We start from the raw sequence: 24,325 nt of genomic DNA on the forward strand, positions 1-24,325 counted from the left end.
TATCAATACAAGAATTTTAACGAATTTTGGTTTTGATGGAATTTAAATCGGTACAGGCTAAAATTACCGACCCTAAAGTTGGTTTAACCAAAGCTGAGCACTATTGCGCCTACCAGGAACGATCACAGCAGGAAGTACGCGATAAGCTATATAACTGGGGCCTGTATCCCAGGGATGTAGAACAGATCATCAGCAACCTGATAGAGAACAACTTTTTAAATGAAGAGCGCTTTGCCAAAGCCTATGTAAAGGGCAAGTTTAGCCAGAAAGGCTGGGGCCGGATAAAAATAAAACAGGGTTTAAAATTAAAAAAAGTGCCGGAGGTATTGATACGTAAGGCCCTGCTGATGATCGATGCCGATGATTATATCGGTATCCTGACTAAAACAATAGAAAAAAAGGCACGCTTACTTACCGAAAAAGACGCTTATAAACGCCGTTATAAACTACAGCAATACGCTATGGGGCGTGGGTTTGAGAGCGATTTAATTGCAGATTTACTAAAGGATCTAAACATCTGACCGCCTCTCCCACAAAAGGGCAACTAATGTAACATATCGGCTATTTGGCAATAAAGCGCAGTATACTTCGCTAAATTAGGGCAAACTATTATCACGCTGCTTTACATGACTATCAAAACCGCTTTAATATTTCTCCTATCAGCTATCCTGTGTATACACCAGGTTAAGGCACAGCAGGATAAGGCTAACATTAGCGGTAAAGTGGTATCGGCAGAGACCCAGCAGCCTTTGCATGCGGTAAGCATCAGTATCAACAAAAAAGGCGTGGGCACCGCAACCAACACAAGCGGACATTTCATGCTCATTGTGCCTTTGGCAAATTTTAACGATACGCTAAGAATATCATGCATCGGTTTCCAAACCAGGTTTTTAGCTATTGCGGATCTGATAAATGGCCAGCCGGTTAATATCTCACTCAAAGCAAATAATACAGAATTAAAAGAAGTTAGTGTTGAGTACCGCGATCCGCTCAAGATCATACAAAAGGCTATAGACCGCATCCCTCAAAATTACATTAACCATCCGCATATTACCCGCGGTTTTTACCGCATGTATACAGCCAAAGGAAATGAGCCACTGGAACTATCGGAAGCGGTGTTTGATATTTATAATTTTGGCTATGCCGATAAACGGGCCGACCTGTTTAAATTGATCAAAGCCCGTGACGAAAAGAACCAGCGTGATTTCCATTCGCTCGAGCTGGGTCAAAAGCCCAATACCATTTTTAATTACGATGTAGTGAACCATCTAATGGCCAGCGGTTTTTTAAGCGACCGGGGCCTAAGCAGGCATCACTTTGAGTTTGGCGGCATAATAGATGTGCGGGGCTACCCTGCTTATGAGATAGACTTTAGCGAGAATGAAAATATACAGGGCGACTCGTTTCGCGGTAAGTTTTATGTGGATACCAAAAGCTATGCCTTTATTTATTTTGATTATGGGTTGAGTCCGAAAGCTTTGCGGGAAGCTGAGCTGGGTAATTTTTCAGACCGCATGCTAACGGGCAGCGATGATATCAGGATCGGTTTAAAGCACGATCATACCGCGGTTGGCTATCAAAAGGTTGGCGATAAATGGGTGATATCTGACGTTGTAGGTAATGATGCGCTCAGTATTAATTCGGCCGGTTTAAATTATAATTACGTTGCCGACGTAAAGTTTAACTACCAGGTAACATCGGTTGATACTGCGCAAACCGAATCATTCAGCAATAAACTAAACCGGCACGAAAATATTAACGACCACGACAGTAATGATGGCGAAGAGTTTTGGAAGGATTACAATGTCCTCTTGTCTGACTTTAATACCGAGGCTATTTTTAAACACATCAAAGCTGTAAACGGCCAAACCAAATTAAAAGACAAATTTGAAGAGAAGTTACGCAAGCTGCCTGCGGATACTGTACAGCGCCTGGATGCATTGCTCAAATTTTATCATGATAACGGGCAGTTTAACGGCACGGTATTGATTAAAAGTAAAGGTAAGGTTATACTGAGCAAAAGTTATGGTTATGCCGACAAGGAGCATAAAACCGAAGCCAATAGCCATACAACCTATAGGATAGGCTCAGTCGCCAATACTTTCACATCGTTAATTATTGCCCAATTGATCAATGAAAACAAGATTGATCTGCAGGTGCCGGTTAAAACCTATATCCCCTATTATGCCAATGGCGATATTACTATCAGGCAGTTACTTACCCAGCAATCGGGCATACCGGACTACATGAGTAACGAAGAGTATAAAAAGCAGCTATTAAGCCAGTCGTTCGCGCTAAAACAAATGGTGATCAACTTTTGCAGCGATACACTTAATTTTAAAAGCGGAACAAGGTTTGAGTACAGCAACGCTAACTTTGTAGTACTGGCATTAATTGCCGAAGAAGTTACCGGCAAGGCGTTCGCAACTTTATTACAGGAACGTGTATTTACACCTTTACAGATGATGGATAGTTACTTTGGCACTTACAAAGAAGCTAATAATTATCAGGCCAAAGGTTATCGTGATAACAAACCAGAACCTGTATACGATGCCGCCAATATGGGCGGTGCAGGTGGGATATTCTCATCGGCAGATGATCTGTTGAAATATCATGACGGGCTACAAAGCAATAAATTATTAACCACATCGCAAAAAGCCGAAATGCTGAAACCGCGCGTTGAGTATGCCGATCATAACGCCTGGTATGATTATGGCTGGATGACCGATAAAAGCGAATTTGACGCTTCAAAGAAGCATGTGATCAACTATTGCACCGGTACAGATTGGGGCTTCTATACTCTATTTGTAAGGCAGGAAGATACCGATAGCTGTATTATCCTGCTTAATAATACCGGCGATTTCCCACAGTATGATATGGCCGATCTGATATTGAATATCCTGAATTGAAGTCATTAATTAACCTTTTAAACCAAAAATGCTTTCTATTGTCAATGTCATATCAGTTTTTTTTGTAAGACAATACTTTTACTACCGACTAACCGTATTAAACAAGCAGCCTGGCATTATTTTACCAACTACATTTACTCATGAATAAATTTTTTTGTTTTTTAATTCTCTTATTAACTGTTGGCGCAACTGAAGCTGCTCCCAAACCCAAACCCGATACTGCTACTTTCGCTACCGGCTGTTTTTGGTGTACCGAAGCTAAATTTCAGCAATTAAAAGGTGTGCAAAAAGTAACATCAGGATTTACAGGCGGCCATGTGGCCAACCCTACTTATAAACAAGTTTGTACAGGCAATACCGGCCATGCAGAAGCTTGTAATATTGTGTACGATCCGAAGGTGATTTCGTACGATGAATTGCTCGAAGCCTTTTTTGTAGCGCACGACCCTACCCAACTAAACAGGCAGGGTAATGATGTTGGCACTCAATACCGTTCGGCTATCTTTTACCACAATGCCGAACAAAAAGAAAAAGCTGATTATTACATTAGAAAGCTCGACCAATCTAAAGCCTATAAAAGCAAAATTGTAACCACAGTAACGCCTTATACGGTTTTTTACAAGGCCGAAGATTACCACCAGAATTACTTTGCACAAAACGGTAGTCAACCTTATTGCAAATATGTTATCCAGCCCGAGTTAGATAAATTTAAAAAAGTATTTAAAGACAAGCTTAAAAAATGAGATCGATATTAGTTTTATTAGCCATTCTGTCGTTATCTATAACCGCTAGCAACGCACAACAACAAACCCAGCCATTAAAGGGGCATGAAAATAATCCCTATTATTCAAATACCGATATTAAACCGCTAAAGGTAAGCAATGCTGAATGGAAGAAGATCTTGCCACCGGCTTTATACGCCACCGCCAGGGAGCAAGCTACCGAACGCCCTTTTACCGGTAAGTTTTGGAACAGCAGTGCCAAGGGTACTTATTACTGCGCTGTTTGTGGTAACAAACTGTTCCGTTCTGACGCCAAATTTGCAAGCGATTGCGGTTGGCCAAGCTTTTTTGAACAGAGCAGAAAAAACAGTGTGATATACCGCGACGACAACTCCCATGACATGGAACGTATCGAGGTTATTTGTGCCCGATGCCAATCACATTTAGGGCATGTGTTTGATGATGGCCCGCCGCCTACTCATAAAAGGTTCTGTATGAACTCTATTTCGCTCGACTTTCAGCCTGATGCTTTGTAAAAAGTAACACAGGGATAAATTTTAATATTGCATAATGGCCGGTTAAACACCGGCCATTTTTGTTTCATCGCGCCGGAACGATGAATCAATATTTTTTCGAATGATGTGATTTTATGGTTATAAAGTTTAAATTAGCGCAATCGATTACAATGATTTAACCAGATCAAATCGACTAACCAAACCTCCATGAAAAGAATTGTATACCTGCTATTATTGTTGGGTGCAAGCACAGCTTCGGCCCAGCAGGCGCCGGTAAACTTTACCGCCCAGCAAGATCATGATAACATGATGAAGCAATTGGGAATTAAAGCACTGCGCCCCGGCCCAAGCGGTGATGAAAGAGCGCCCAATCATGCCAATTACGATGAATCGTTAGCTAACCCCTACCCTAATTTACCTGAGGTGTTGACGCTCAAAAACGGCCAGAAGGTTACAACACCCGAAATGTGGTGGAACCAGCGCCGCCCGGAAATTGTGGAAGATTTTGAACGCGAGGTTTATGGCCGTGTGCCTAAAAATCTACCTGCCGTAAACTGGAAAGTTAAAGTTACCGACAAGGAGTTTATGGGCTTTACGCCGATAATTGCCAAGCAGCTTATCGGGCATGTCGATAATTCATCATACCCGCAAATTGATGTAAATATTAATATGACGCTGGTAATACCAGCCAATGCTAAGGGCCCGGTGCCCCTGCTGATGATGTTTGCACAAAGTGCCTTACCAGCACCTGCCCAACCCAATAAAGATGAATTAGAAAAAATAAACGATGCCTTTAAGGATATCCTGATCAAAGCCCACCCTGAACTGAAAGATATATTTGACCGTTACCCGGCTTATAACCCTATTGCTGCTCAAAATTATGGGTTTAACCCTTTTGCACCGCGGCCTGCCGGCGACCCTCCTACCGCACAGCAACTGATAACAGCTGGCTGGGGATATATATTGATCGAGCCGGGTAGCATACAAGCTGATAATGGAGCCGGGCTAACCAAGGGCATTATCGGGCTGGTTAATAAAGGCCAGCCCCGTAAACCCGACGATTGGGGTGCACTGCGTGCCTGGGCCTGGGGCGCCGCGCGTGCTCTGGATTACCTTGAAGCCAACGAACCTATGGTTGATGCAAAACATGTGGGCATAGAAGGTGTATCACGCTATGGTAAGGCAGCATTAGTAACTTTGGCTTTTGAGCCACGTTTTTATATGGGACTGATCGGATCATCGGGCGAAGGCGGCGCAAAACTAAACCGCCGCAACTGGGGCGAGGCCTTAGAGAGCTTAACCGGCGGCGAATATTATTGGATGGCCGGTAACTTTATGAAATACGGTGCTTCGGACGCCGTATTTGGCAGTAAAACAGCAAACGATCTGCCTGTTGATTCGCATGAATTAATAGCACTTTGCGCACCCAGGTTAACGTTTATCAGTTACGGAGTACCTGAACAAGGCGATGCCAAATGGCTTGATCACCAGGGTAGCTATATGGCTACCGTAGCCGCCGGCCCGGTTTTTAAACTATTAGGGGCTAAAGATCTTGGTGTATCCAACGACTATCATACCGAAAAAATGCCGCCCGTAAATGCCGGTTTACTTAACGGGCAACTGGCCTGGCGGCAACACGATGGCGGCCATACCGATGCGCCAAACGTTAAATACTTTATTAAATGGGCCGATCAGTTTATCAGGTCGGGAACAAAATGATCAATAGCCTATAACAACTCGTACGATTGCCTGATGTATTTAATGATGTCAGGTGTAAGCTCTTCCACTTTTGATATCCTTAAGTGATTTGCGTACCTGCCCGACCAGATCAAACTTTTATGAAGCGTAAGCCCGGCCGGGACAGCTTCTGAATAAAACTTAACATCCAATGCAGTTTTCATTGGCTTGATCACTAAAAAGGTTTGGCGATGCACGAACACTATACAATTTGGTGTAGTGCTAATGGCTACATCATCCCAATCGGCAACTGATGCGAGCAATTTGTCAAACGCCAGTACTAATTCGGCACTCTTAGCTTCAAATAAGCTATCCAGGTTTACTTTGGCGCAATAATGCGTTTGTGTTTCGTTCTTCAGCTCCCTTTCGCATTTTGGACAAACCCAGGTCATATAAATTTATTTATATCAAATTACAGGTTTAAGGTATGAACTTATTAAGTTAAAACTAATAAATCCAACGCTTTAATAATCACCTGTTTGTCAATTCATGACTTTGGATTCTACATTCGTGTTTCACATTTGCATTTGCAACCAAACAAGAACTCATTTTTTCCTAGTAACTTAAGTTTAATAGCTCAATTTGCGTTGCAAAAATGCCTGTGTGTTAAACCTTGAAAGAGCAAATCTATTTTACCCTCTGCTAAAAAAGCTTTATCCAAAAATCAAAGGATAAATGCCGTTACAAGTCAAAAATTTTAACCTCTAAATCAAATCATTATGAAAAAATTAGCAGTACTACTGACGTTGGTGTTTATTTTTTATGCCGCGACCGCTCAATTACCAAGGGTGAAAATCCTGGCCACAGGAGGAACTATTGCAGGTGCCGGTACATCTGCAGAAAAAGCCGGTTATCAGGCAGGGGCGCTACCAATAGACGAGTTATTAAACGCAGTGCCGCAAATCCATAAGCTGGCTCAGGTTACGGGGGAACAAATTTCAAGTATAGGCAGCCAGGACATGAGTATTGAAGTGTGGCTAAAGCTTGATAAACGTATTAATGAGATTTTTGCAAATAACGAAGCGGATGCCGTAGTAATAACTCACGGCACTGATACACAGGAAGAAACCGGATACTTTTTGAATTTAACTATGCGAAGCGACCATCCGGTTATACTTACCGGGTCAATGCGTGCAGCAACCGCGATCAGTGCTGATGGACCCAAAAACCTTTATGATGCAGTTGCAGTTGCCGCAAACCCGGCGAGCAAAGGCAGGGGGCCGATGGTTGTGTTTTCGGAAACCATATTTGATGCCAGGGATATTGTAAAAACGAGTTCAACCCATATGGAGGCATTTACCGCACCTGATGCCGGGCCCATCGGGCAGGTATACGATTCGAAGGTTTCTTTTTACGCTGTTTCAACCCGCAAATCGCACAACGAAACCCCATTTGATGTTACCAAATTAACACAATTGCCAAGGGTGGAAATTGTTTATATGTACGCAGACGCCAATCCTTCTATGATCTATCACCTAATAGATCAGAAAGTAGCCGGAATTGTAATTGCGGGTGTTGGGAATGGTAATTTTAATAAAGCTTATTATGATGCGATAGAAAAAGCTGTAAAAAGCGGCATTATAGTTTGCCGCTCCACACGCTGTACTTCGGGGCGCGTAGTGCTGGAAGATGAGGTGAATGATGCCAAGTTGGGAACTATTGTAAGTGATGATGTAAACCCGCAAAAGGCAAGAATATTAATGATGCTGGCCCTTACCCGCACAAAGGATAAAAAGCAAATACAAAACTGTTTCTTTCAATATTAATAGCGAAGGCAATTATGTTCACTTTTCAATAAGGGCTTATAATTCAGTTTGTCTTATTGATCTGTAAAATATATTGGTAGATCTCTATTGAGTAAACGATGATCCGAAATTTAAAAAACAAACGAAATGAAAACATCCGGCAAAAATATTTTTCTTGTTATCACATTAACGGCAGTTATATCAAGTGCCTTTTGTCAGACAAGAACTGAAAAAGATCTGTTAGGTGAAAAACAAATTCCCAACAGCGCCTATTACGGCGTTCAAACAGCACGGGCGCTTGAAAATTTTCAGGTGAGTGGTGTTACCACCAAATTTTACCCGGACTATGTAAAGGCGTATGCCATGGTAAAATTAGCAGCAGCAAGGGCCAATGCTGAAGTGGGAAGAATGAAACCGGAAAGGCTTGCCGCTATAGAAAAAGCATGCCAGGCCGTAATTGACGGTCAATATCACGATCAGTTTTTGGTTGATCTGTACCAGGGTGGCGCCGGCACATCGGCCAATATGAATGCGAATGAAGTGTTGGCAAACATTGCATTGGAGATGAGCGGGCACAAAAAGGGCGAGTATCAGTACATCGAACCGCATGATGATTTGAACATGGGGCAATCAACCAACGATGTGTATCCTACAGCGATCCACGTGGCGTTGTTATTGCACAATGATAAATTGATAGCAGAGGCTAAATTGCTCTCACAGGCTTTCCACAAAAAAGGAGACGAATTCAATAATTTGTTAAAGATGGGGCGTACCGAAGGGCAGGATGCTGTACCAATGACCCTCGGCCAGGAGTTTCATGCTTTTGGTTTCCAGCTTGATGCTGCAATTGAAGCTTTGTATAAAAGCGAAGCCTATCTATATGAAGAAAACATGGGTGCCACAGCCATTGGCACAGGGTTAACGGCCACTCCAGGTTATGCCGAAAAGTGCGCGGTCCAGCTTGCGAAGGTTACCGGGAAACCTATGGTATTGGCCCATGATCTGATCGCAGCTACAAGCAGTATGCAGGCGTTCGTTATGTACTCGTCGGCACTAAAAAACTTTGCTGTTACGCTATCTAAGATCAGCAGTGATCTGATCTTCCTTGCTACAGGCCCTCGCACAGGTATTTTCGAAATTAATTTACCCGCGCTTCAGCCAGGCTCTTCTATTATGCCGGGGAAAGTAAATCCGGTTATGGCCGAGTTGATGAACGAGGTATGTTACAAAGCTATAGGTAACGATGTAACGGTGGCTATCTCCTCGCGGGATGGTTTGCTGCAATTAAATGCTTACGAACCTGTGGTAGCGATCGCGATCATGGAATCGCAGGCGCTTTTCTTTAAAACCATGCCTCTGTTCCGTACAAGTTGTATTGACGGGATCACGGCAAATAAGGCTGTGATGGATCGTTATATTGAACGGAGTGTTGGTATTGTAACGGCCCTTAACCCGGTGTTAGGGTATGACAAGACCACAGAGCTCGCAAAGGAAGCGCTCCAAAAAAATAAAGGGATATTGGAACTCATCCGCGAAAAGAAATTGCTGACCGAAGCTCAGATCAAAAAATTACTGGATCCGGCAGCGATGACCGGCCAATAATAATATCATCATTACCGCACAGGCAAGGAGATTGTATCCACCCGGAAAATTTGCTGTTTCCGGGTGGGTAACGTCCTGCACCAGCAAGATAATTTGTTTAATAATGTACAGGGGTTCGCCAGATTTTTCTGATTTATAAGATCCTTCTATGTTTAATCGTATGAAAATGACATCGGCCAGATTTAAATTCCTTAACACACTTCCCGTTGCGGCAGTGCTTTATATTACGTTGTTTTTTCTGACCCTATCTACCGCATATTGTCAAAAAACAACCGACCCGATTCCTGATGGCACAATGGGTGAGGTGTTTGAATCAAAAAAAGCCGATAGCAGCGCTAAAGAAAAGCCAAAAGACTTGCGCTGGTATGAGTTTGAAAACCCGTATTCAACTTTAAGGTTCCAGTTAGGATTTTTGTATGATTTTGCCACTTTTATTCAAAATGACGCGAATAAACAACAGGTAGGCGACCTGGCATCACAATTTTCTGTGCGTGATTTCCGCTTCATCCTTTCGGGGACATTGAAAACTAAGAGGGAAATAAGCTGGAAACTGGGTTTGATGTATGACGGGCCATCTAAATCCTGGTTAGTACGTGAAAGTGGCGTAATGGTTAACTTTCCCGAAATAGCAGGACGCATTTGGGTTGGCCGCAGCAAAGAGGGCTACTCTTTGGTTAAAGTAATGAACGGGTACTCTATTTGGGGGCTGGAAAGACCCATGTCAATAGATATTATCCCAATTATGGCAGATGGTATAAAATACCTTGGGTATTTTAAAAAACCGCATATAGTAGTCAATTTAAGCGCGCTTACAGACTGGGTATCACAAGGACAAAAATTTTCAACCTACCAGTATCAATTCGTCTCGCGTATTGCCTGGCTACCTGTTTACACGGATGCTAATAAGCCTGTTCTGCATATCGGCTTAAATTACCGGTGGGGTAAGGTAAAAGATGATACATTGCAGGTTCGTTCGCGCCCTGAAGTAGGCGCAGGCGCTTATTTTATCGATACAAAAAAATTCCCGGTAAGCTCTTCAAATTCTATAGGTGGCGAAATTTATTATCGTACCGGCCCACTTATGCTGGGCACCGAGTTTAATTCGCATATGATGAACTCTCCGCAAACAGGTAATCCGGTATTTACCGGCGGACAAGTATTTGCATTATACGCTTTTACAGGCGAAGTGCGTCCCTATTACACCAGCACTGGGATATTCGGATTTACCAAAGTAAAACACCCGCTTTCTAACGGCGGGCTGGGGTCGTGGGAACTGTTATTGAGCTATCAATCCTATAGTCTTAATGACGGCACGCTCACCGGTGGAAAATTTTGGAGGTTCACTCCCGCCGTTATGTGGCAGCCAAATGATATGTTTCGCATTACGGTTGATTATGGTTATGGTATGTTGGATAGATATGGAACAACTGGTACAACCCAATTCATCCAAACCAGGTTCATGTTTCTTTTATAGACAGGAACCGATTATCATTAAAAGGTTAAGCATAGTGAATGTACACTCTCCTGCCAGTTCCAGTCAACTCAAATCACGCGCTTATTAGCAACCCATTTTCGCAGCAGGTTTTCGTTGGCTGTTAAACTGCCGATCATGAAGAACTTATTGGTACTTAACGCCCGCGATTCGTCTATTTTTTCTTTCACCACGCCCTCTTTCTTAATATAATTAGAATGAAAGAAATAACAACCTGCAGCAGTTTTAACAACATAACCGGTATGAAAATCAAGACCAATAATAAAAACAGAGTTAACGGGCTGTTTAGCCAGGTATCTGTCCAGATCACTAAGGCTATTAAATGAATGGATGTCGGCACAGAGCTTTTTAATCATCACTCCCGATGCAACTTCGGCCAACCCCACGCGATCAATCTTAAAGCCAAGGTCAGTTAAAGTATTGGTCACAAAATACCCGCAGGCAATACTCCCGGTTCTGGGTTGCTGTGTCTCTCCATGAAAGTCCCAGGGTGTACCTGCCCAATAGTTATAAATATCCTCATCTATCAGCTTAAACAAATAATTACCGATATCTTTTGCCGGATGATTAACCAACAGGTTCTTATGGTTACTTACGCCTTTTTTAAAGTCGGCATAAGTAAAATCAGCAACTGTGCCTGTATTGCTTTTACCATCAGGAGATTTGATTTTTACAGCCCCATAAAATCGTTGTTCTGTAACATACATCTTTGTTTGTGTATGAAGATTAGTCCAGCATAAAAGCATAAGTATTAAAATCATTTTCCAACTCCTTTCGTAAGGGATGCATGTTATAGTACTATTCCATAAAAGCAATAAACCTTTTGGTAAAATAATGATTTAAACTGCAGCATTGCAAACAAGGTGATTTAAGCGGTACGGAGTACGGATAGTTTTCCGTATTATCACCTCAGCGCCGGAGTCGAACCCATATAGCATAAAAACAACAAAACCTGATATTTTCATATCAGGCTTTGTGTCGATGTTGAAAAACTCAAAAAGCTTTTGCGGAGTTGGAATTTTCAACACCCTTTATTTGGCATGATATAAATCACTTTGCTTGAAACAGATAAATTAAAGCCCTTGTTTTCTACAGAGGGGAGTAACAATTGTTTCCATGTTTTGCCCATGTCTGATGACCGGAATATACCATCTGAGCGACCACATATTAAATATTTACCCATTTGTTTAATAGATAAAATACTCGACGAAGACGAAGATCGATTTAAGCCCATTTTTTTCATTAATAAACTACTCCAGGAAGGCTGAAGTTCTTCACCTATGGTATTCCAGGTTTTTCCACCATCCTGCGAAATGTGTATGGTGTTTGTTTGAGTTACTGTGTTGTTTACTATAGCGGCAAATCCGCCATCAATACGTTCTACAGCGATACCAACACCCCCTTCACCAATCACACGATCCCAGGTTTGACCATCATCAGTCGATCTTAATATTCCATCATAGCTGGTAGACAAAAGTACGCCGTTTGATTCTGCCAATGTCATTCTACCGTCTCCAACATGCACTTGTTTCCAGGTTTTTCCATTGTTAACGGATCTAAAAAGCATGTTATTGGAGCTAATAAAAACTGTGCCGCCGGCAGTTTCAAAAATGCTGCGTACTTCCCTCTCTTTATAATTCTTGTACATCCAATCTATCGTTTTGTCGATGCGTAAGGCTTGCTCCTGAAAATTTGTGTACATGGGCGACCACTGGCTCGTTCCGTTTAGTTTTTGTAAAAATTGCCCTCTGAAATCATATGCAAATATCCCATTCTTGCCAGGGGCGATCTCACGCTGTTTACCAGGGAAGATCTCTTTTGTCCAAAAAGTAGTTGTGGAATTTGGTTCACTGTGATAAACCCCATTGCCGGCACGTAAATAGAGCCCTTGATCATTTGCAAATAAACCACGACTCCACACACCTTCTCTCTGCAATTTTTCAGGCAGCCCTTTACTAATGTTCTGCCATGTTTCTCCGCCATCAGTAGATCTGAAAACGATGTTCAAAAGCCCTGATTTAGTCCCTTCGGTTGTTTTCTTGCCCGCTTCCTTCTCTTTTAGCACAAAAGAATTTAGTAGAAATAATGCCAGGAGGGCGGCCGGCACAAACACAAATAATTTTTTCATTTTTTCATTTTTCATAACCTATCAATTTGATTCACCGAAATTACTTTGATATTTTTCAGTGTGAAGAACCAGGATTGTAAATAAAAATGTAAACTTTGTAAATAAATCGTAACCAGCATGTTTGATAGCCGAAACCTTATCTCAGGGAAACGGAAGTACCTGTACGGATTGATATTATTATCGTTTATTTCTGTAATATGCGCAGCTTTCAGTATAACTGGTAATGATGGCTTTGATATTGCCAGAAGAGAAGTTTTGCTCCGCAGTATCGGGCATGAACTACTCTTACAGTCGGGCGACAAAACATCGCGGGTGCTCCCGGTAAAAAAGATATCAGAAAGTGAATACCAGATCAGCTTTGAGAATGACCTTACTTTTCAACCAGATTCATTGGTGAATACTACCCGGCGTGTGTTAGCCAACGATCCGTTGTCAAGTGATTATGTTGTTAATGTTTTGAAGTGTGGTAACGCCGCTGTAGCCTATGGATACGCTATATCCCAAAATAAAAAAGATGATATTGTAGCATGCAGAGGCAGAAAACAACCCACAGCATGCTACATAATTGACATTAAATTTAAACCGGTGAATATAAACCCGGCCCAGAAGGGATTACTTTTGGGCAGCCTGCCATTTTTAGCATTTGTTGGTTTTATTATTTTAAAGTCGGCTAAGCCGCGAAAATCGTTAAATAATAGCAGGCCTATTAATAGATTTAATTTAGGTTCAGTTTTGTTTGATGTGCAGGAACGGCAGCTGGTGATCAATAAAAAGACCATTGATCTGACCGGAACTGAAACCCGTTTGCTGCTTATCTTTGCAATTTCGCCTAACCAGACAATCGAGCGAAGCCGGTTGCAAAAAGAGATATGGGAAGATGAAGGTGTTATTGTTGGGCGAAGCCTGGATATGTTTATATCAAAACTTAGAAAAAAATTGGAACCTGAGCCCAATATTAACATTGTTGTTGTACGTGGCAAAGGATATAAGCTTGAAATTGGTGCTTAAGGGGCAGCCACACCTTTAAAACAACAAAGCCCGATATTTTCATATCAGGCTTTGTGTCGATTCTAAAGTACTCAGAGCGGGAATCGAACCCGCACTCCGTTTACGGGAACAGGATTTTAAGTCCTGCGTGTCTACCAGTTCCACCATCTGAGCAGGCTGTTAACCTGTAAAAATAAATCCCTTCTGCTGGTCAGAAGGGATTTAGAGCGAAAGACGAGATTCGAACTCGCGACCCCGACCTTGGCAAGGTCGTGCTCTACCAACTGAGCTACTTTCGCATTATTTTCTTTTCCGTTTCGCTGGTAACCTTGCGTCCCTTTCGCTAACGGAGTGCAAATATAGGCAGATTTGCATTCCACGCAAATAAATCCGACAACTTTTTTAAAATAATTTGAGCGTTTTAATATTACCCGCTCTGTTTCAGGCAGATTAATTGAACAAAAAATTTCTGTTAATTAACCAACGGTTGTTTAAAAGCCATTAACAGGTAGTAATACCCTACCAAATTAATCGCAAACCGAATCCTGTCGGCAAATATCCAATTTTTCACCATCCGCCCTATCGCCTCTGCTGTGTTATTACCGCCTGCCTTAAACATTAAAACATCGTTTATGGGGTAAATGCATATCACAGTATACAAAACAGTCGCAAGCGTACAACCCAAAGTTATCAGCAGGTACCGGCGGTGCACTTTACTGTGCCAGCCAAATATCAAAACCAAAAGCTGTGGCAAAATGCTGCGCAGCACCATAAATGGGGGACCAAAAAAGTACCAGATGTACTGATTGAATTCTGTTTTGGTAAAAAAGAACCTAACCGTACCGGGCGGATTACTGCTCCACTGCGGGTTAATAACACACATCATATAAACGGTGCCTCCTATCCAAATACTGGCTCCTATTACTGCCCACCAGGTACAAAATGTAAAAAGTTGTTTTCTCAATTGCATAGCATTTGTTTTAAACGATAAAAGTGCACAGGGGCTCAGTGATAGTCAATCGCTGAAAACAGGGATATTACCCTACCTGAAATTTTTGTACAATATTTTATAATAACCCGTTCTTCATCATAGCTTTGTGGTTTAGTTTATAACGATACATGCCGCCGCAATACACAAAATTAAAAAGCAACCTGCCACCCGATTGCTACATCCCCGACGATTTTTTTTTGGCTGGTGGCGAGGGTAAGCATTGCCTTTTTTTGCTATCGTGCCTAAACGACGATAAGTTTTTATACCTGGATGAAAGCTTTGAAGATTTAACCGGCTATAGCAATACCCAATTTGCCAACGGTGGCCGCGATTTTTGGTTCTCGCGCATTTGTCCTGAAGATATGGATGCAGTAAGCCTCAAGATCATCGGCATACACAAAGCTATGTTCGACCCTGCCTTTAACCCCCATGCCCCTGCCCCGCTTGTTTTAGAATACCGTTTTAAACATGCCGAAGGCCACTGGATATGGCTGCGCGACACCCGTTATCTCGTATCATTCAGCGAGCAAAAAGTAATTGATAAGGTACTTTGCCGTTTTGAAACCATGCCTGTACAGTATGATGATATTAACGCGCTAAACAACCTGTTGCAAAAAGACCAGCTATGTAATACTATGCTCGAGGTAGCCATGATCCATCAAAACGCCAAACAGCGTCAAAATATTAAAGAGGCAGCACCCTCGCACCCTTACGATTTGACTAAACGCGAAAAAGAAATATTAAGGCTTATTGCCGAGGGCCTTTCCACCAAAATGATAGCCGATAAATGTTACATCAGCACACACACGGTTGAAACCCACCGCAAGCACCTGCTCGAAAAGTTTAACGTAAAAAACTCGATGGAGCTGGTAAAAGAGGCTTCCAAAGTTTTTTGGTTGTAAAAAATCCCTGTTTTCATTGATTGCCTGCTCCTTATTTAATAAAGAGTTTTGCCGCCGCATTTACTTTTTTATTGAATATGACAGATCAACATTTAAACAAAAACCACTGGGATATTATTGTGATAGGCGGCGGCCAGGCCGGCTTAGCTGCCGGTTATCATTTAAGCCTTACCGGCGAAGATTATATTATATTAGATGATCAACAAAATACCGGCGACTCATGGCGCAAGCGCTGGCAATCGCTACGGTTATTTACTCCGGCATGGACAAACGGGTTACCTGGAATGCCGTTTCCTGGAGACCCAAAAGCCTTTGCCACAAAAGATGAGATGGCCGATTTTTTGATAAGCTATAAACAAAAGTACGACCTGCCCGTACTGTACAACACCATAGTTACCAGGTTAACAAAAACGGCTACGGGGTATCACATCGCCACGGCAAACAACAGTTTTTACGCCAATCATGTCATTGTAGCTACAGGCGGTTACACCATACCCAATATACCAGCCATGGCTACCCGGTTAAATACATCTATTCATCAAATTCATTCATCGCAATACGTTGCTCCACAATACTTACCCGCGGGCAATGTGCTGGTGGTTGGTGCCGGTACTTCGGGTTTACAAATTGCTATTGACCTGGCAATGGCTAACCGCAAGGTTTATGTATCGGGTAAGCCACCATTCCGTATACCTGATTTTATTTTTAAATACCTGGGCAAACAGTTTGTATGGTTTGCAACCAATATATTGAACACCGGTACACCAATGGGCCGCAAAGCACATCGTGCTGTTAAAACCAAGGGCGGCGGCGCACCGCTTATTAATATCGGGCTTAATGATGTACTAAAAGCAGGTGTTATACATTTGCCCCGCCTGCACAGTGCCAATAAAGGCTTGCCAACTTTTCAAAACGGTGAGCAGGTGCAGGTTAATAATATTATCTGGTGTACAGGTTTTACGCCTTATTATTCGTGGGTGCAGGTGCCTGGCGCTATTGATGAACAAGGTCATCCCGTCGCCAATCGCGGAGTGTCGGCTGTTGCCGAAGGTTTATACTTTGTAGGTTCGTTATTTCAGTACGGGTTAACTTCAACCTGGATAGGTGGCGTTGGCCGCGACGCTGCTTTTGTTACCGATCACATCCGCAAACGCAAAAAACTAAACCCCGAACTGCCTTAAATGATGATCCATGTGCATCCATGCTACTATTCCCCACTCTTTGGGCTGTAAATAACCCATACCAGGGTGGATGGATGTAATTGATTTTTGATGTACCGGGAACCTTTGCAGTGTATTAATAAAAGCCACTTTTTGAACGTCAAATTGTTGCTGATCAACTTTGCCTTTAGCATTTAGGCGCGCAGGGCCTTTACGGTTACGTGGAAACCTGGGGATAACGTGTATGCCAATAAATTTAAACAACCGGTTTTTCAGGGTTGGGCTTTGGTACTCACTTTCATCTTCCAGTATAAAGGTATCGGCTAAGGTGCAGTGCAAAAGCATTTCGGTAACGGTCATACTCCCCCAGCGGGCCTGGCTATCGGCTTGCAGCTTATTTACCCGGTTAATCAGTTCTTCAACCGCTTTGGTATCAAATAATGTTTTCTTCATAATGAGTTCCATTAAATTACGCCGCAAAATTACCCCCGATTGCCGGGTATTTAAATCCCTGAAAACATGGATATCACTCTTTCATGACATTGCCGTTACACCTTTTTCCGGCCGCAGCCAATATGTATCAGTATTACCCACTTTTGTATAAATCTGCCCGGCACAAGCCCCATACCTTTGACTCAACATTTAAAAATTAAAACAATGTCAAAAACAATTTTCATAACAGGCGCTTCACGCGGATTTGGAAAACTCTGGGCCGAAGCATTTTTAAAACGCGGTGATAAAGTAGTTGCTACCGCCCGTAACACCGATAGCCTTAACGACCTGGTTGCCCAATACGGTGCCAGCATTTTGCCTATCCAGCTTGATGTTAACGACCGTGCTGCCGACTTTGCCGCCATCGCCAAAGCCAAAGCGCACTTTGGTACTATTGATGTGCTGATCAACAACGCAGGTTACGGTTTATTTGGTGCTATTGAAGAAACCAGTGAACAGGAAGCCCGCGATCAGATAGAAACTAACGTATTTGGCTTATTATGGGTTACCCAGGCCGCATTGCCGGTAATGCGTGAGCAAGGTCATGGCCATATTATCCAGGTATCGAGCGTACTTGGCATAACCACCCTGCCTGTACTGGGTTTATATAATGCCTCAAAATTTGCGGTTGAAGGCTTAACCGAAACCCTGGCTGCAGAGGTTGCCGGCTTTGGTATTAAGGTAAGCTTAATTGAGCCTAACGCCTTTAGTACCGACTGGGCAGGCGCATCGGCTGCACAAGCCAAAACCATTGAAGCTTACGACGGTGTTAAAGCCGCTTTCCAGGCTGGTTTGGCTAATGCCGACATTTTTGGCGACCCAAATGCCACTGCTGCTGCCGTACTGCAACTGGTTGATAACCCTACTCCGCCGCTCCGCCTGTTTTTAGGTAAAGTTGCCCTGCCATGGGTGAAACAGGTATATGCCGATAAACTGGCTACCTGGGAAGAATGGGACCATGTAGCCGTTGCAGCACACGGTCACTAAATAAAAGGATGTTAAGCTGACAAAGACCACGCTGATAATCAGCGTGGTTTTATTAATTTGCACCATCAAATCATGAAGCATTATAAAAACTTAAGCGATCTGCACCGCGATAACGGTTTTGCAGCACCCGAACATCCGCTTATCAGCATACACCGTTGTACAAACAGGAATAATTGCAGCCTGGGTAACCGCGAGTTTACCACCGATTTTTACATGATCGGGTTTAAAAAGATCATTTCGGGGCAAATGCTGTATGGCCGTACCAAATACGATCATGATAATGGCTCACTGTACTTTGTTAAACCCCGGCAGGTTATTGAGTTTAAAAACCTGGAATTTGAAGAAGACGGCTTCCTGATATTTTTTCATGAAGATTTTTTAAGCGGGCATTTTTTGCACCAGGAGATCAAGAAATATCATTTTTTTGATTACGAAACCAACGAGGCCCTGCACCTGTCGCCACGTGAAGAAGAGATCATCTGGGACCTGTACCACAAAATTGAAACCGAATACCTTAATAACCCCGACGAGTACAGCCGCGATATTATGCTCACCCATGTCGACTCCATACTTAAATACTCGCAACGCTTTTACAAAAGGCAGTTTATTAACCGCACTACCCTTTCGGGGAAAACAGTATCTAAGTTTAATGAAGCCCTGGCCGCTTACTTTGAAAAAGGTTCCATCGCTGATAAGGGCTTGCCTACCGTTAACCTGATGGCCGATAAGCTTAACCTGTCGCCCCGATATTTAAGCGACCTGCTGAAACAAGAAACCGGCAAAACAGCTATCGACCTGATCCACATTTACCTGATAACCGAAGCCAAACACCTGCTCAAAACCGCCGACCAAAGCATCGCCGAAATTGCCTACACCCTGGGCTTTGAAAACCTGCCCTATTTTTCGCGCCTGTTTAAAAAAGAAGTTGGCCTGAGTCCCAACCAGTTTAAAAAACACCAGCTCAATTAAACTATTCAAGAAGAGCGCTGAAAGCAGCGATGACGTGGCAATCTCAAAGGACATGTCGCCGACTTTTCTCAGGGATAGCCACGCTATGGCTCGCATTGACATAGTGGAGAAAATTAATCAACCCAAAACAAAAAAGCCCTTCCGGCTTAACCGAAAGGGCAATAATCACAATTGATTAAAGGGATAGTAATTATTTCCAGCCGCCACCCAAAGCGCGGTATAATTCGGCTACAGCGTTTAGCTCGGATGTTTTAACAGCGGCCAGTTCCAGCTCGCTTTGCAATACGTTACTTTGCGCGGTAATTACCTCCAGGTAATTAGCCATGCCATTTTTAAACAGCATATTGGCATTGGCGGTTGCCTGTTGCAGGGTTTGCACCCTACCGGCTGCAATAGCCTGCTGATCTTTTAGCTTTTCAACTTTCACCAAGGCATCGGATACTTCGCCAACAGCAGTTAAAACCGACTGGCGGAACTGTATAACCGCTTTATCACGATCAAGTTGCGCTACCTTATATTGTGTACTCAGTTCTTTGTGCTGTATTAGCGGTGTCAAAACACTACCAGACACTACACCGAATAGCGATGCCGGGATATTGAACCAATTACTTGCCTTGAATGAATTTATACCTCCGCTTGCTGTAATACGCAAAGCGGGATACATTTCGGCTTTGCTGATACCCACATTGGCGTTGGCAATATCGAGCTGCAATTCGCTGCTGCGCACATCGGGACGACGGCTAACCAGTGCAGCCGGTACCCCTGCTCCCAACACCTGCGGGAAGGTAATTTGGTTTAGTGTAACGCTGCGGCTAATGCCGTTGGGCAATTCGCCGGCTAAAATGCGCAGAGCGTTCTCCTGTATGCTGATGTTTTGCTCAAACTGTGGCACCAATTGTGCTGCCGCCTGTTGCTGTGCCTGGGCTTGCTGTACGGCCAGCGAGGTTACCTGCCCGGCATCAAACTGCAAACGGATAATACGCAGGGTGCTGTCGTTTAAAGCTACATTGCTTTTGGCGATGTTTAACTGCTCATCCAGCATCAGTAAATTATAATATCCTTGTGCCACATTGGCTACCAGGTTGGTTTGTATGGCTTTACGTGCCTCGCGGGTTTGCAGGTATTGAGCAAGGGCGGCTTTGTTTTGGTTGCGAATCTTACTCCATATATCAGCTTCCCAGGTCAGGTTGACTTGCGCCGAATAATCCTCAATATGGCGACTATTGGTGTACTGGCTCAAACTCAAACCATTTAGGCTGTTATCGCTCGCGCGGGTGGTGCTGGCAGCTACTTGCACGCCTATGGTTGGCACATAGTTCCATTTAACTTGTTTGACCACTAACTGCGCGGCATCAATATTTTTGATGGCCAGCTGCATATCATAGTTTTTGGTAATGGCACTATCGATCAGGGTTTGCAGGGTAGCATCGGCAAAAAAGCTTTTATAAGGCAAATCGGCGATGCTGCTGGTATCTCCCGTAAGGGCAGCACCTCTAAAGTTTGCAGGCAATTGCGCCTGCGGGGTTTGTATATCTTTTGATACTTTGCAGGCGCTTACCGCCAGGGCGATAAGCAACAGCAAATACCTGTATTTATGCTTGTTCATGATGTTATTTTTAATTGTATAGTTCTAATTTAATATCGAACACCGAACACTCAATATTGAATGATGAAGTAAAATTCGATGTTCGGTGTTCAAAATTCAGTGTTCGATATTCAAATTGTTAAATTATGCCAGTTCCGTTTCGGGCAGGCTGACGTGTGTACCATTTAACTTGTCGTGATGGTGTTCGCTATCCATTAAAACCGCTACGGGCACGCCTGTAATGCGTTCCTGCAATGCCTGGAAGATCACAAACAGCACCGGGATAATAAATAAACCTAATATTACGCCCGATACCATCCCGCCTGCAGCGCCAATACTGATGGAGTGGTTACCCTGCGCCGATGGGCCGGTAGCGATACTCATCGGGAAGAGCCCAAACACAAAGGCGAACGAGGTCATGATGATCGGCCTTAGCCTTAACCGTGCGGCCTCTAAAGCAGCAGCAACCAGGGGCTGACCAGCCTTGCGGCGCTGTACGGCAAACTCCACAATAAGGATGGCGTTTTTTGCCAGCAAACCAATGAGCATAATTAAGGCTACCTGTACGTAAATGTTGTTTTCGATACCGGTTAACCCTAATACCACAAATACACCCAGTATACCTGTCGGGATGGATAGGATCACCGCTAAGGGCAAAATATAGCTTTCGTATTGCGCTGATAGTAAGAAATATACAAACACCAAACACAACATAAATATAATAGCTGATTGCCCGCCAGAACCTATCTCCTCACGGGTTTGGCCCGAAAACTCGTAGGCAAATCCCGATGGCAGTTGTTCTTTGGCAGTTTCCTGGATGGCACGGATGGCATCACCCGAGCTGTAACCCGGTTTAGGGATAGCGTTGATCTCGATAGAGTTGAACAGATTATATCGTGATGCCGTTTCGGACCCATAGACACGGGTTAACTTAACCAGCGTATTGATGGGCACCATCTCGCCCGCCTTGTTCTTCACAAATACCCGGTCGATAGATGCAGGGTCGGTACGATCGGCAATGTCGGCTTGTACCACCACGCGGTAGTATTTACCAAAGCGGTTAAAGTCGGACGCCTGTGCACTACCGAAATAGGCCTGCATGGTAGCCAAAACATCTTTAACGCTTACGCCCAATTGATTGGCCTTATCATCGTTAACCTCTAATTGCAATTGCGGGTAATCGGCTTTAAATGTGGTGAAAGCAAAGGCAATTTCTTTTTTCTTCATCAGCTCGCCAATAAAGGTATTGGCCACGCCGCTAAACTTATCGAGTTTGCCACCGGTTTTATCCTGCAAAACCACGTCCAAAGCTTCCACGTTACTAAAGCCCGGAACGGTTGGGAAACTGAATACAAAGAACGTTCCGCCAGTTACGGCGGCCAGCTTGCCGCGCATAATATCCTGTATGGCATTAATATCCTTTACCTCGCCCCTGTCCTTATTCGGCTTCAGCAGCACAAAAAATACCGCTGCCGATGGGCTGTTTGATGACGTTAGCAGGTTAAAACCCGATATGGCCGTAACAAACCTGGCAGCAGGCAGGGCACGCACAGCGGCTTCGGCCTCCTGCAATACCTTGGTTGTACCGCTTAACGACGTACCCGATGGTGTGGATACCGATACGGCCACAAAACCCTGGTCTTCGGTAGGTATAAAGCCCGATTTGGTGCTGTTAACCATATAAACCGTTACCGCGATGATGAGCGCAAGCCCGGTAATGGGTATCCATTTATTTTTGATGAGGAACTTTAGGCCGCCTACATAACGGTTGGTAATGGCGTTAAAGCTGCTGTTAAAGCCCGCGTAAAAACGCTGCGTAAAACCTTTTTTAGTGATCAGCTGACCGTCGGCGGTGTGGTTGCTCTTTAAGAACAAGGCAGCCAGTGCCGGACTCAACGTTAACGCGTTAACCGCAGATATCATAATAGCTATGGACATGGTGAAGGCAAACTGCCTGTAAAATATCCCGGTTGAACCGCTCATAAAACCTACAGGTAAAAACACCGCTGCCATTACCAAAGTAATGGAGATAATAGCGCCTGTAATCTCATGCATGGCCTGTGTGGTAGCTGCTTTAGGCGCCAGGTGCTTATGCTCCATTTTAGCATGTACAGCCTCCACAACCACAATGGCATCATCCACCACAATACCGATGGCCAATACCAATGCGAATAACGTGAGCAGGTTGATCGAAAACCCAAACAGATTCATAAAAAAGAATGTGCCCAGGATAGCTACCGGTACGGCTATAGCCGGAATTAAGGTTGACCGGAAATCCTGTAAAAAGATAAATACGACGATAAATACCAAAATAAAGGCTTCTATCAGCGTATGCTCAACCTGATCGATCGATTCGTCGAGTGCAGTTTTGGTACGGTAAAAGTTATTATACTTAATACCTGCCGGGAAATCCTTCGACGCTTTTTCCATCAGCTTATCAACCGCAATCTGGATCTCGTTAGCGTTTGAGCCTGCCAATTGGATAACCCCTATCGCAATACCATCATGCCCGTTTAAATGGGTAACGCTAGTGTAGCTGTAAGCGCCAAGTTCAACACGGGCAACATCTTTCAAATACAGTACAGAGCCATCGGCGTTGGCACGGATGGCAATGTTTTCGTATTCTTCGGGTTTGGTAAGCTTACCTTTGTATTTAATTACATATTCAAATACTTCCTGGCTACGTTCGCCTAATTTACCCGGGGCAGCTTCGAGGTTTTTATCCTGTATGGCGGCCATTACTTCGGCGGGCGTAATTTTGTAAGCCGCCATTTGTGTCGGGTTTAACCATACACGCATGGAGTAATCCTTCACTCCGCCAAATATCGAAGCAGAGCCCACACCCGGTATACGTTTTAGTTCGGGGATGATATTGATCTGGGCATAGTTGGCCACAAAGGTTTGATCGTACTTCTTAGGGTCTTCGGTATACATACCCACCGCACCAATTAAACTGTTTTGTTGTTTGGTGGTGGTAATGCCCTGTTGTACAACCTCGGCAGGCAGCTGGCTGGTAGCCTGCGCCACCCGGTTCTGCACATTCACCGCAGCCTGATCGGGATTGGTACCTTGTTTAAAATATACCGTAATAGCCAGTGAGCCGTCGTTACTGGCGGTCGAGCTCATATAGCTCATATTCTCCACCCCGTTGATGGACTCTTCTAATGATGGTGCTACCGAACGCAATACGGTTTCGGCATTGGCACCAGGATAAACTGCAGTCACCAATACCGCCGGCGGTGCAATATCCGGAAACTGCTGCAAAGGCAGTTTGGTTAAACCGAGTATCCCTACAATCACCAGTAAAATGGAGATCACCGTTGATAGTACCGGCCTTTCTATAAATTTTTGAAACATGACTTTTTTTGTTTTAGAATCAAGAGGCAAGAATCAGGAATTAAG

20 protein-coding genes and 2 tRNA genes are annotated in these 24,325 nt (G+C 43.7%); 13 read left to right on the forward strand and 9 right to left on the reverse strand.

Annotated features, from left to right (window positions below; translation table 11 throughout):
* The first annotated feature begins 35 nt into the window (after positions 1-35).
* The 5 genes from ACFGVR_RS20455 to ACFGVR_RS20475 all read left to right on the forward strand — a co-directional run bounded on the left by ACFGVR_RS20455 (position 36) and on the right by ACFGVR_RS20475 (position 5,865).
* A complete protein-coding gene (locus ACFGVR_RS20455) occupies positions 36-521 on the forward strand; it encodes a regulatory protein RecX (protein ID WP_448699367.1) in 486 nt (161 codons plus the stop codon).
* A 105-nt stretch (positions 522-626) separates the two neighbouring features.
* Positions 627-2,909, forward strand: coding sequence for a serine hydrolase (locus ACFGVR_RS20460; protein WP_448699368.1), 2,283 nt, complete (start codon positions 627-629; stop codon positions 2,907-2,909).
* Between the two features lie 140 nt (positions 2,910-3,049).
* Positions 3,050-3,652, forward strand: a complete 603-nt coding sequence (gene msrA, locus ACFGVR_RS20465) for a peptide-methionine (S)-S-oxide reductase MsrA (RefSeq protein WP_448699369.1) — start codon at positions 3,050-3,052, stop codon at positions 3,650-3,652.
* Complete coding sequence (gene msrB, locus ACFGVR_RS20470) at positions 3,649-4,167, forward strand: peptide-methionine (R)-S-oxide reductase MsrB (protein ID WP_448699370.1); 519 nt, start codon at positions 3,649-3,651, stop codon at positions 4,165-4,167. Before msrA ends, msrB begins: the two co-directional genes overlap by 4 nt.
* Positions 4,168-4,353: 186 nt before the next feature.
* Positions 4,354-5,865: a glucuronyl esterase domain-containing protein gene (locus ACFGVR_RS20475; protein WP_448699371.1), complete on the forward strand. Its 1,512-nt coding sequence runs from the start codon at positions 4,354-4,356 to the stop codon at positions 5,863-5,865.
* A gap of 8 nt (positions 5,866-5,873) precedes the next feature.
* Here the strand turns inward: ACFGVR_RS20475 and ACFGVR_RS20480 are convergent, their stop codons facing one another.
* Entirely contained in the window at positions 5,874-6,275 is a 402-nt protein-coding gene (locus ACFGVR_RS20480) for a DUF5655 domain-containing protein (protein ID WP_448699373.1), read from the reverse strand.
* A 327-nt stretch (positions 6,276-6,602) separates the two neighbouring features.
* On the opposite strand from ACFGVR_RS20480, the gene ACFGVR_RS20485 reads away from it, so the two are divergent.
* From ACFGVR_RS20485 to ACFGVR_RS20495, 3 genes are all read left to right on the forward strand, one after another.
* On the forward strand, positions 6,603-7,649 hold the full coding sequence (locus ACFGVR_RS20485) for a type II asparaginase (protein ID WP_448699375.1): 1,047 nt from the start codon (positions 6,603-6,605) through the stop codon (positions 7,647-7,649).
* Between the two features lie 126 nt (positions 7,650-7,775).
* Entirely contained in the window at positions 7,776-9,230 is a 1,455-nt protein-coding gene (locus tag ACFGVR_RS20490) for an aspartate ammonia-lyase (RefSeq protein ID WP_448699376.1), read from the forward strand.
* 166 nt (positions 9,231-9,396) lie between these two features.
* Positions 9,397-10,704 (forward strand): OprO/OprP family phosphate-selective porin, encoded by a 1,308-nt coding sequence (locus ACFGVR_RS20495; protein ID WP_448699378.1) that lies wholly within the window; start codon positions 9,397-9,399, stop codon positions 10,702-10,704.
* A 68-nt stretch (positions 10,705-10,772) separates the two neighbouring features.
* Here the strand turns inward: ACFGVR_RS20495 and ACFGVR_RS20500 are convergent, their stop codons facing one another.
* Together ACFGVR_RS20500 and ACFGVR_RS20505 are read right to left on the reverse strand one after the other, a co-directional pair.
* On the reverse strand, positions 10,773-11,429 hold the full coding sequence (locus ACFGVR_RS20500) for a hypothetical protein (protein WP_448699379.1): 657 nt from the start codon (positions 11,427-11,429) through the stop codon (positions 10,773-10,775).
* 314 nt (positions 11,430-11,743) lie between these two features.
* Positions 11,744-12,865, reverse strand: coding sequence for a WD40/YVTN/BNR-like repeat-containing protein (locus ACFGVR_RS20505; protein WP_448699380.1), 1,122 nt, complete (start codon positions 12,863-12,865; stop codon positions 11,744-11,746).
* A gap of 102 nt (positions 12,866-12,967) precedes the next feature.
* Between ACFGVR_RS20505 and ACFGVR_RS20510 the strand changes: the two genes are divergently transcribed.
* Positions 12,968-13,858 (forward strand): winged helix-turn-helix domain-containing protein, encoded by an 891-nt coding sequence (locus ACFGVR_RS20510; protein ID WP_448699381.1) that lies wholly within the window; start codon positions 12,968-12,970, stop codon positions 13,856-13,858.
* A 68-nt stretch (positions 13,859-13,926) separates the two neighbouring features.
* Here the strand turns inward: ACFGVR_RS20510 and ACFGVR_RS20515 are convergent.
* From ACFGVR_RS20515 to ACFGVR_RS20525, 3 genes are all read right to left on the reverse strand, one after another.
* Positions 13,927-14,011, reverse strand: a tRNA-Leu gene (locus tag ACFGVR_RS20515).
* Between the two features lie 52 nt (positions 14,012-14,063).
* A tRNA-Gly gene (locus ACFGVR_RS20520) sits at positions 14,064-14,136 on the reverse strand.
* Positions 14,137-14,309: 173 nt separating this feature from the next.
* Positions 14,310-14,801, reverse strand: a complete 492-nt coding sequence (locus tag ACFGVR_RS20525; protein ID WP_448699383.1) for an anthrone oxygenase family protein — start codon at positions 14,799-14,801, stop codon at positions 14,310-14,312.
* 155 nt (positions 14,802-14,956) lie between these two features.
* Here ACFGVR_RS20525 and ACFGVR_RS20530 point away from each other — a divergent pair, with 155 nt between their 5' ends.
* Positions 14,957-15,730 (forward strand): LuxR C-terminal-related transcriptional regulator, encoded by a 774-nt coding sequence (locus ACFGVR_RS20530; protein ID WP_448699384.1) that lies wholly within the window; start codon positions 14,957-14,959, stop codon positions 15,728-15,730.
* A 77-nt stretch (positions 15,731-15,807) separates the two neighbouring features.
* Positions 15,808-16,911, forward strand: coding sequence for a flavin-containing monooxygenase (locus tag ACFGVR_RS20535; protein WP_448699385.1), 1,104 nt, complete (start codon positions 15,808-15,810; stop codon positions 16,909-16,911).
* Here the strand turns inward: ACFGVR_RS20535 and ACFGVR_RS20540 are convergent.
* Positions 16,891-17,343 (reverse strand): DUF1569 domain-containing protein, encoded by a 453-nt coding sequence (locus ACFGVR_RS20540; protein ID WP_448699386.1) that lies wholly within the window; start codon positions 17,341-17,343, stop codon positions 16,891-16,893. The two genes, ACFGVR_RS20535 and ACFGVR_RS20540, sit on opposite strands and share 21 nt — an antisense overlap.
* A 204-nt stretch (positions 17,344-17,547) precedes the next feature.
* Between ACFGVR_RS20540 and ACFGVR_RS20545 the strand changes: the two genes are divergently transcribed.
* Both ACFGVR_RS20545 and ACFGVR_RS20550 read left to right on the forward strand, forming a co-directional pair.
* A complete protein-coding gene (locus ACFGVR_RS20545; protein ID WP_448699387.1) occupies positions 17,548-18,369 on the forward strand; it encodes an SDR family NAD(P)-dependent oxidoreductase in 822 nt (273 codons plus the stop codon).
* A 72-nt stretch (positions 18,370-18,441) separates the two neighbouring features.
* Positions 18,442-19,338, forward strand: a complete 897-nt coding sequence (locus ACFGVR_RS20550; protein ID WP_448699388.1) for a helix-turn-helix domain-containing protein — start codon at positions 18,442-18,444, stop codon at positions 19,336-19,338.
* A 190-nt stretch (positions 19,339-19,528) separates the two neighbouring features.
* Here ACFGVR_RS20550 and ACFGVR_RS20555 read toward each other — a convergent pair whose 3' ends face one another.
* On the reverse strand, positions 19,529-20,944 hold the full coding sequence (locus ACFGVR_RS20555; protein ID WP_448699389.1) for an efflux transporter outer membrane subunit: 1,416 nt from the start codon (positions 20,942-20,944) through the stop codon (positions 19,529-19,531).
* 123 nt (positions 20,945-21,067) lie between these two features.
* Positions 21,068-24,280: an efflux RND transporter permease subunit gene (locus ACFGVR_RS20560; protein WP_448699390.1), complete on the reverse strand. Its 3,213-nt coding sequence runs from the start codon at positions 24,278-24,280 to the stop codon at positions 21,068-21,070.
* Positions 24,281-24,325 lie beyond the last annotated feature (45 nt).

Source organism: Mucilaginibacter aureus (assembly GCF_053514885.1).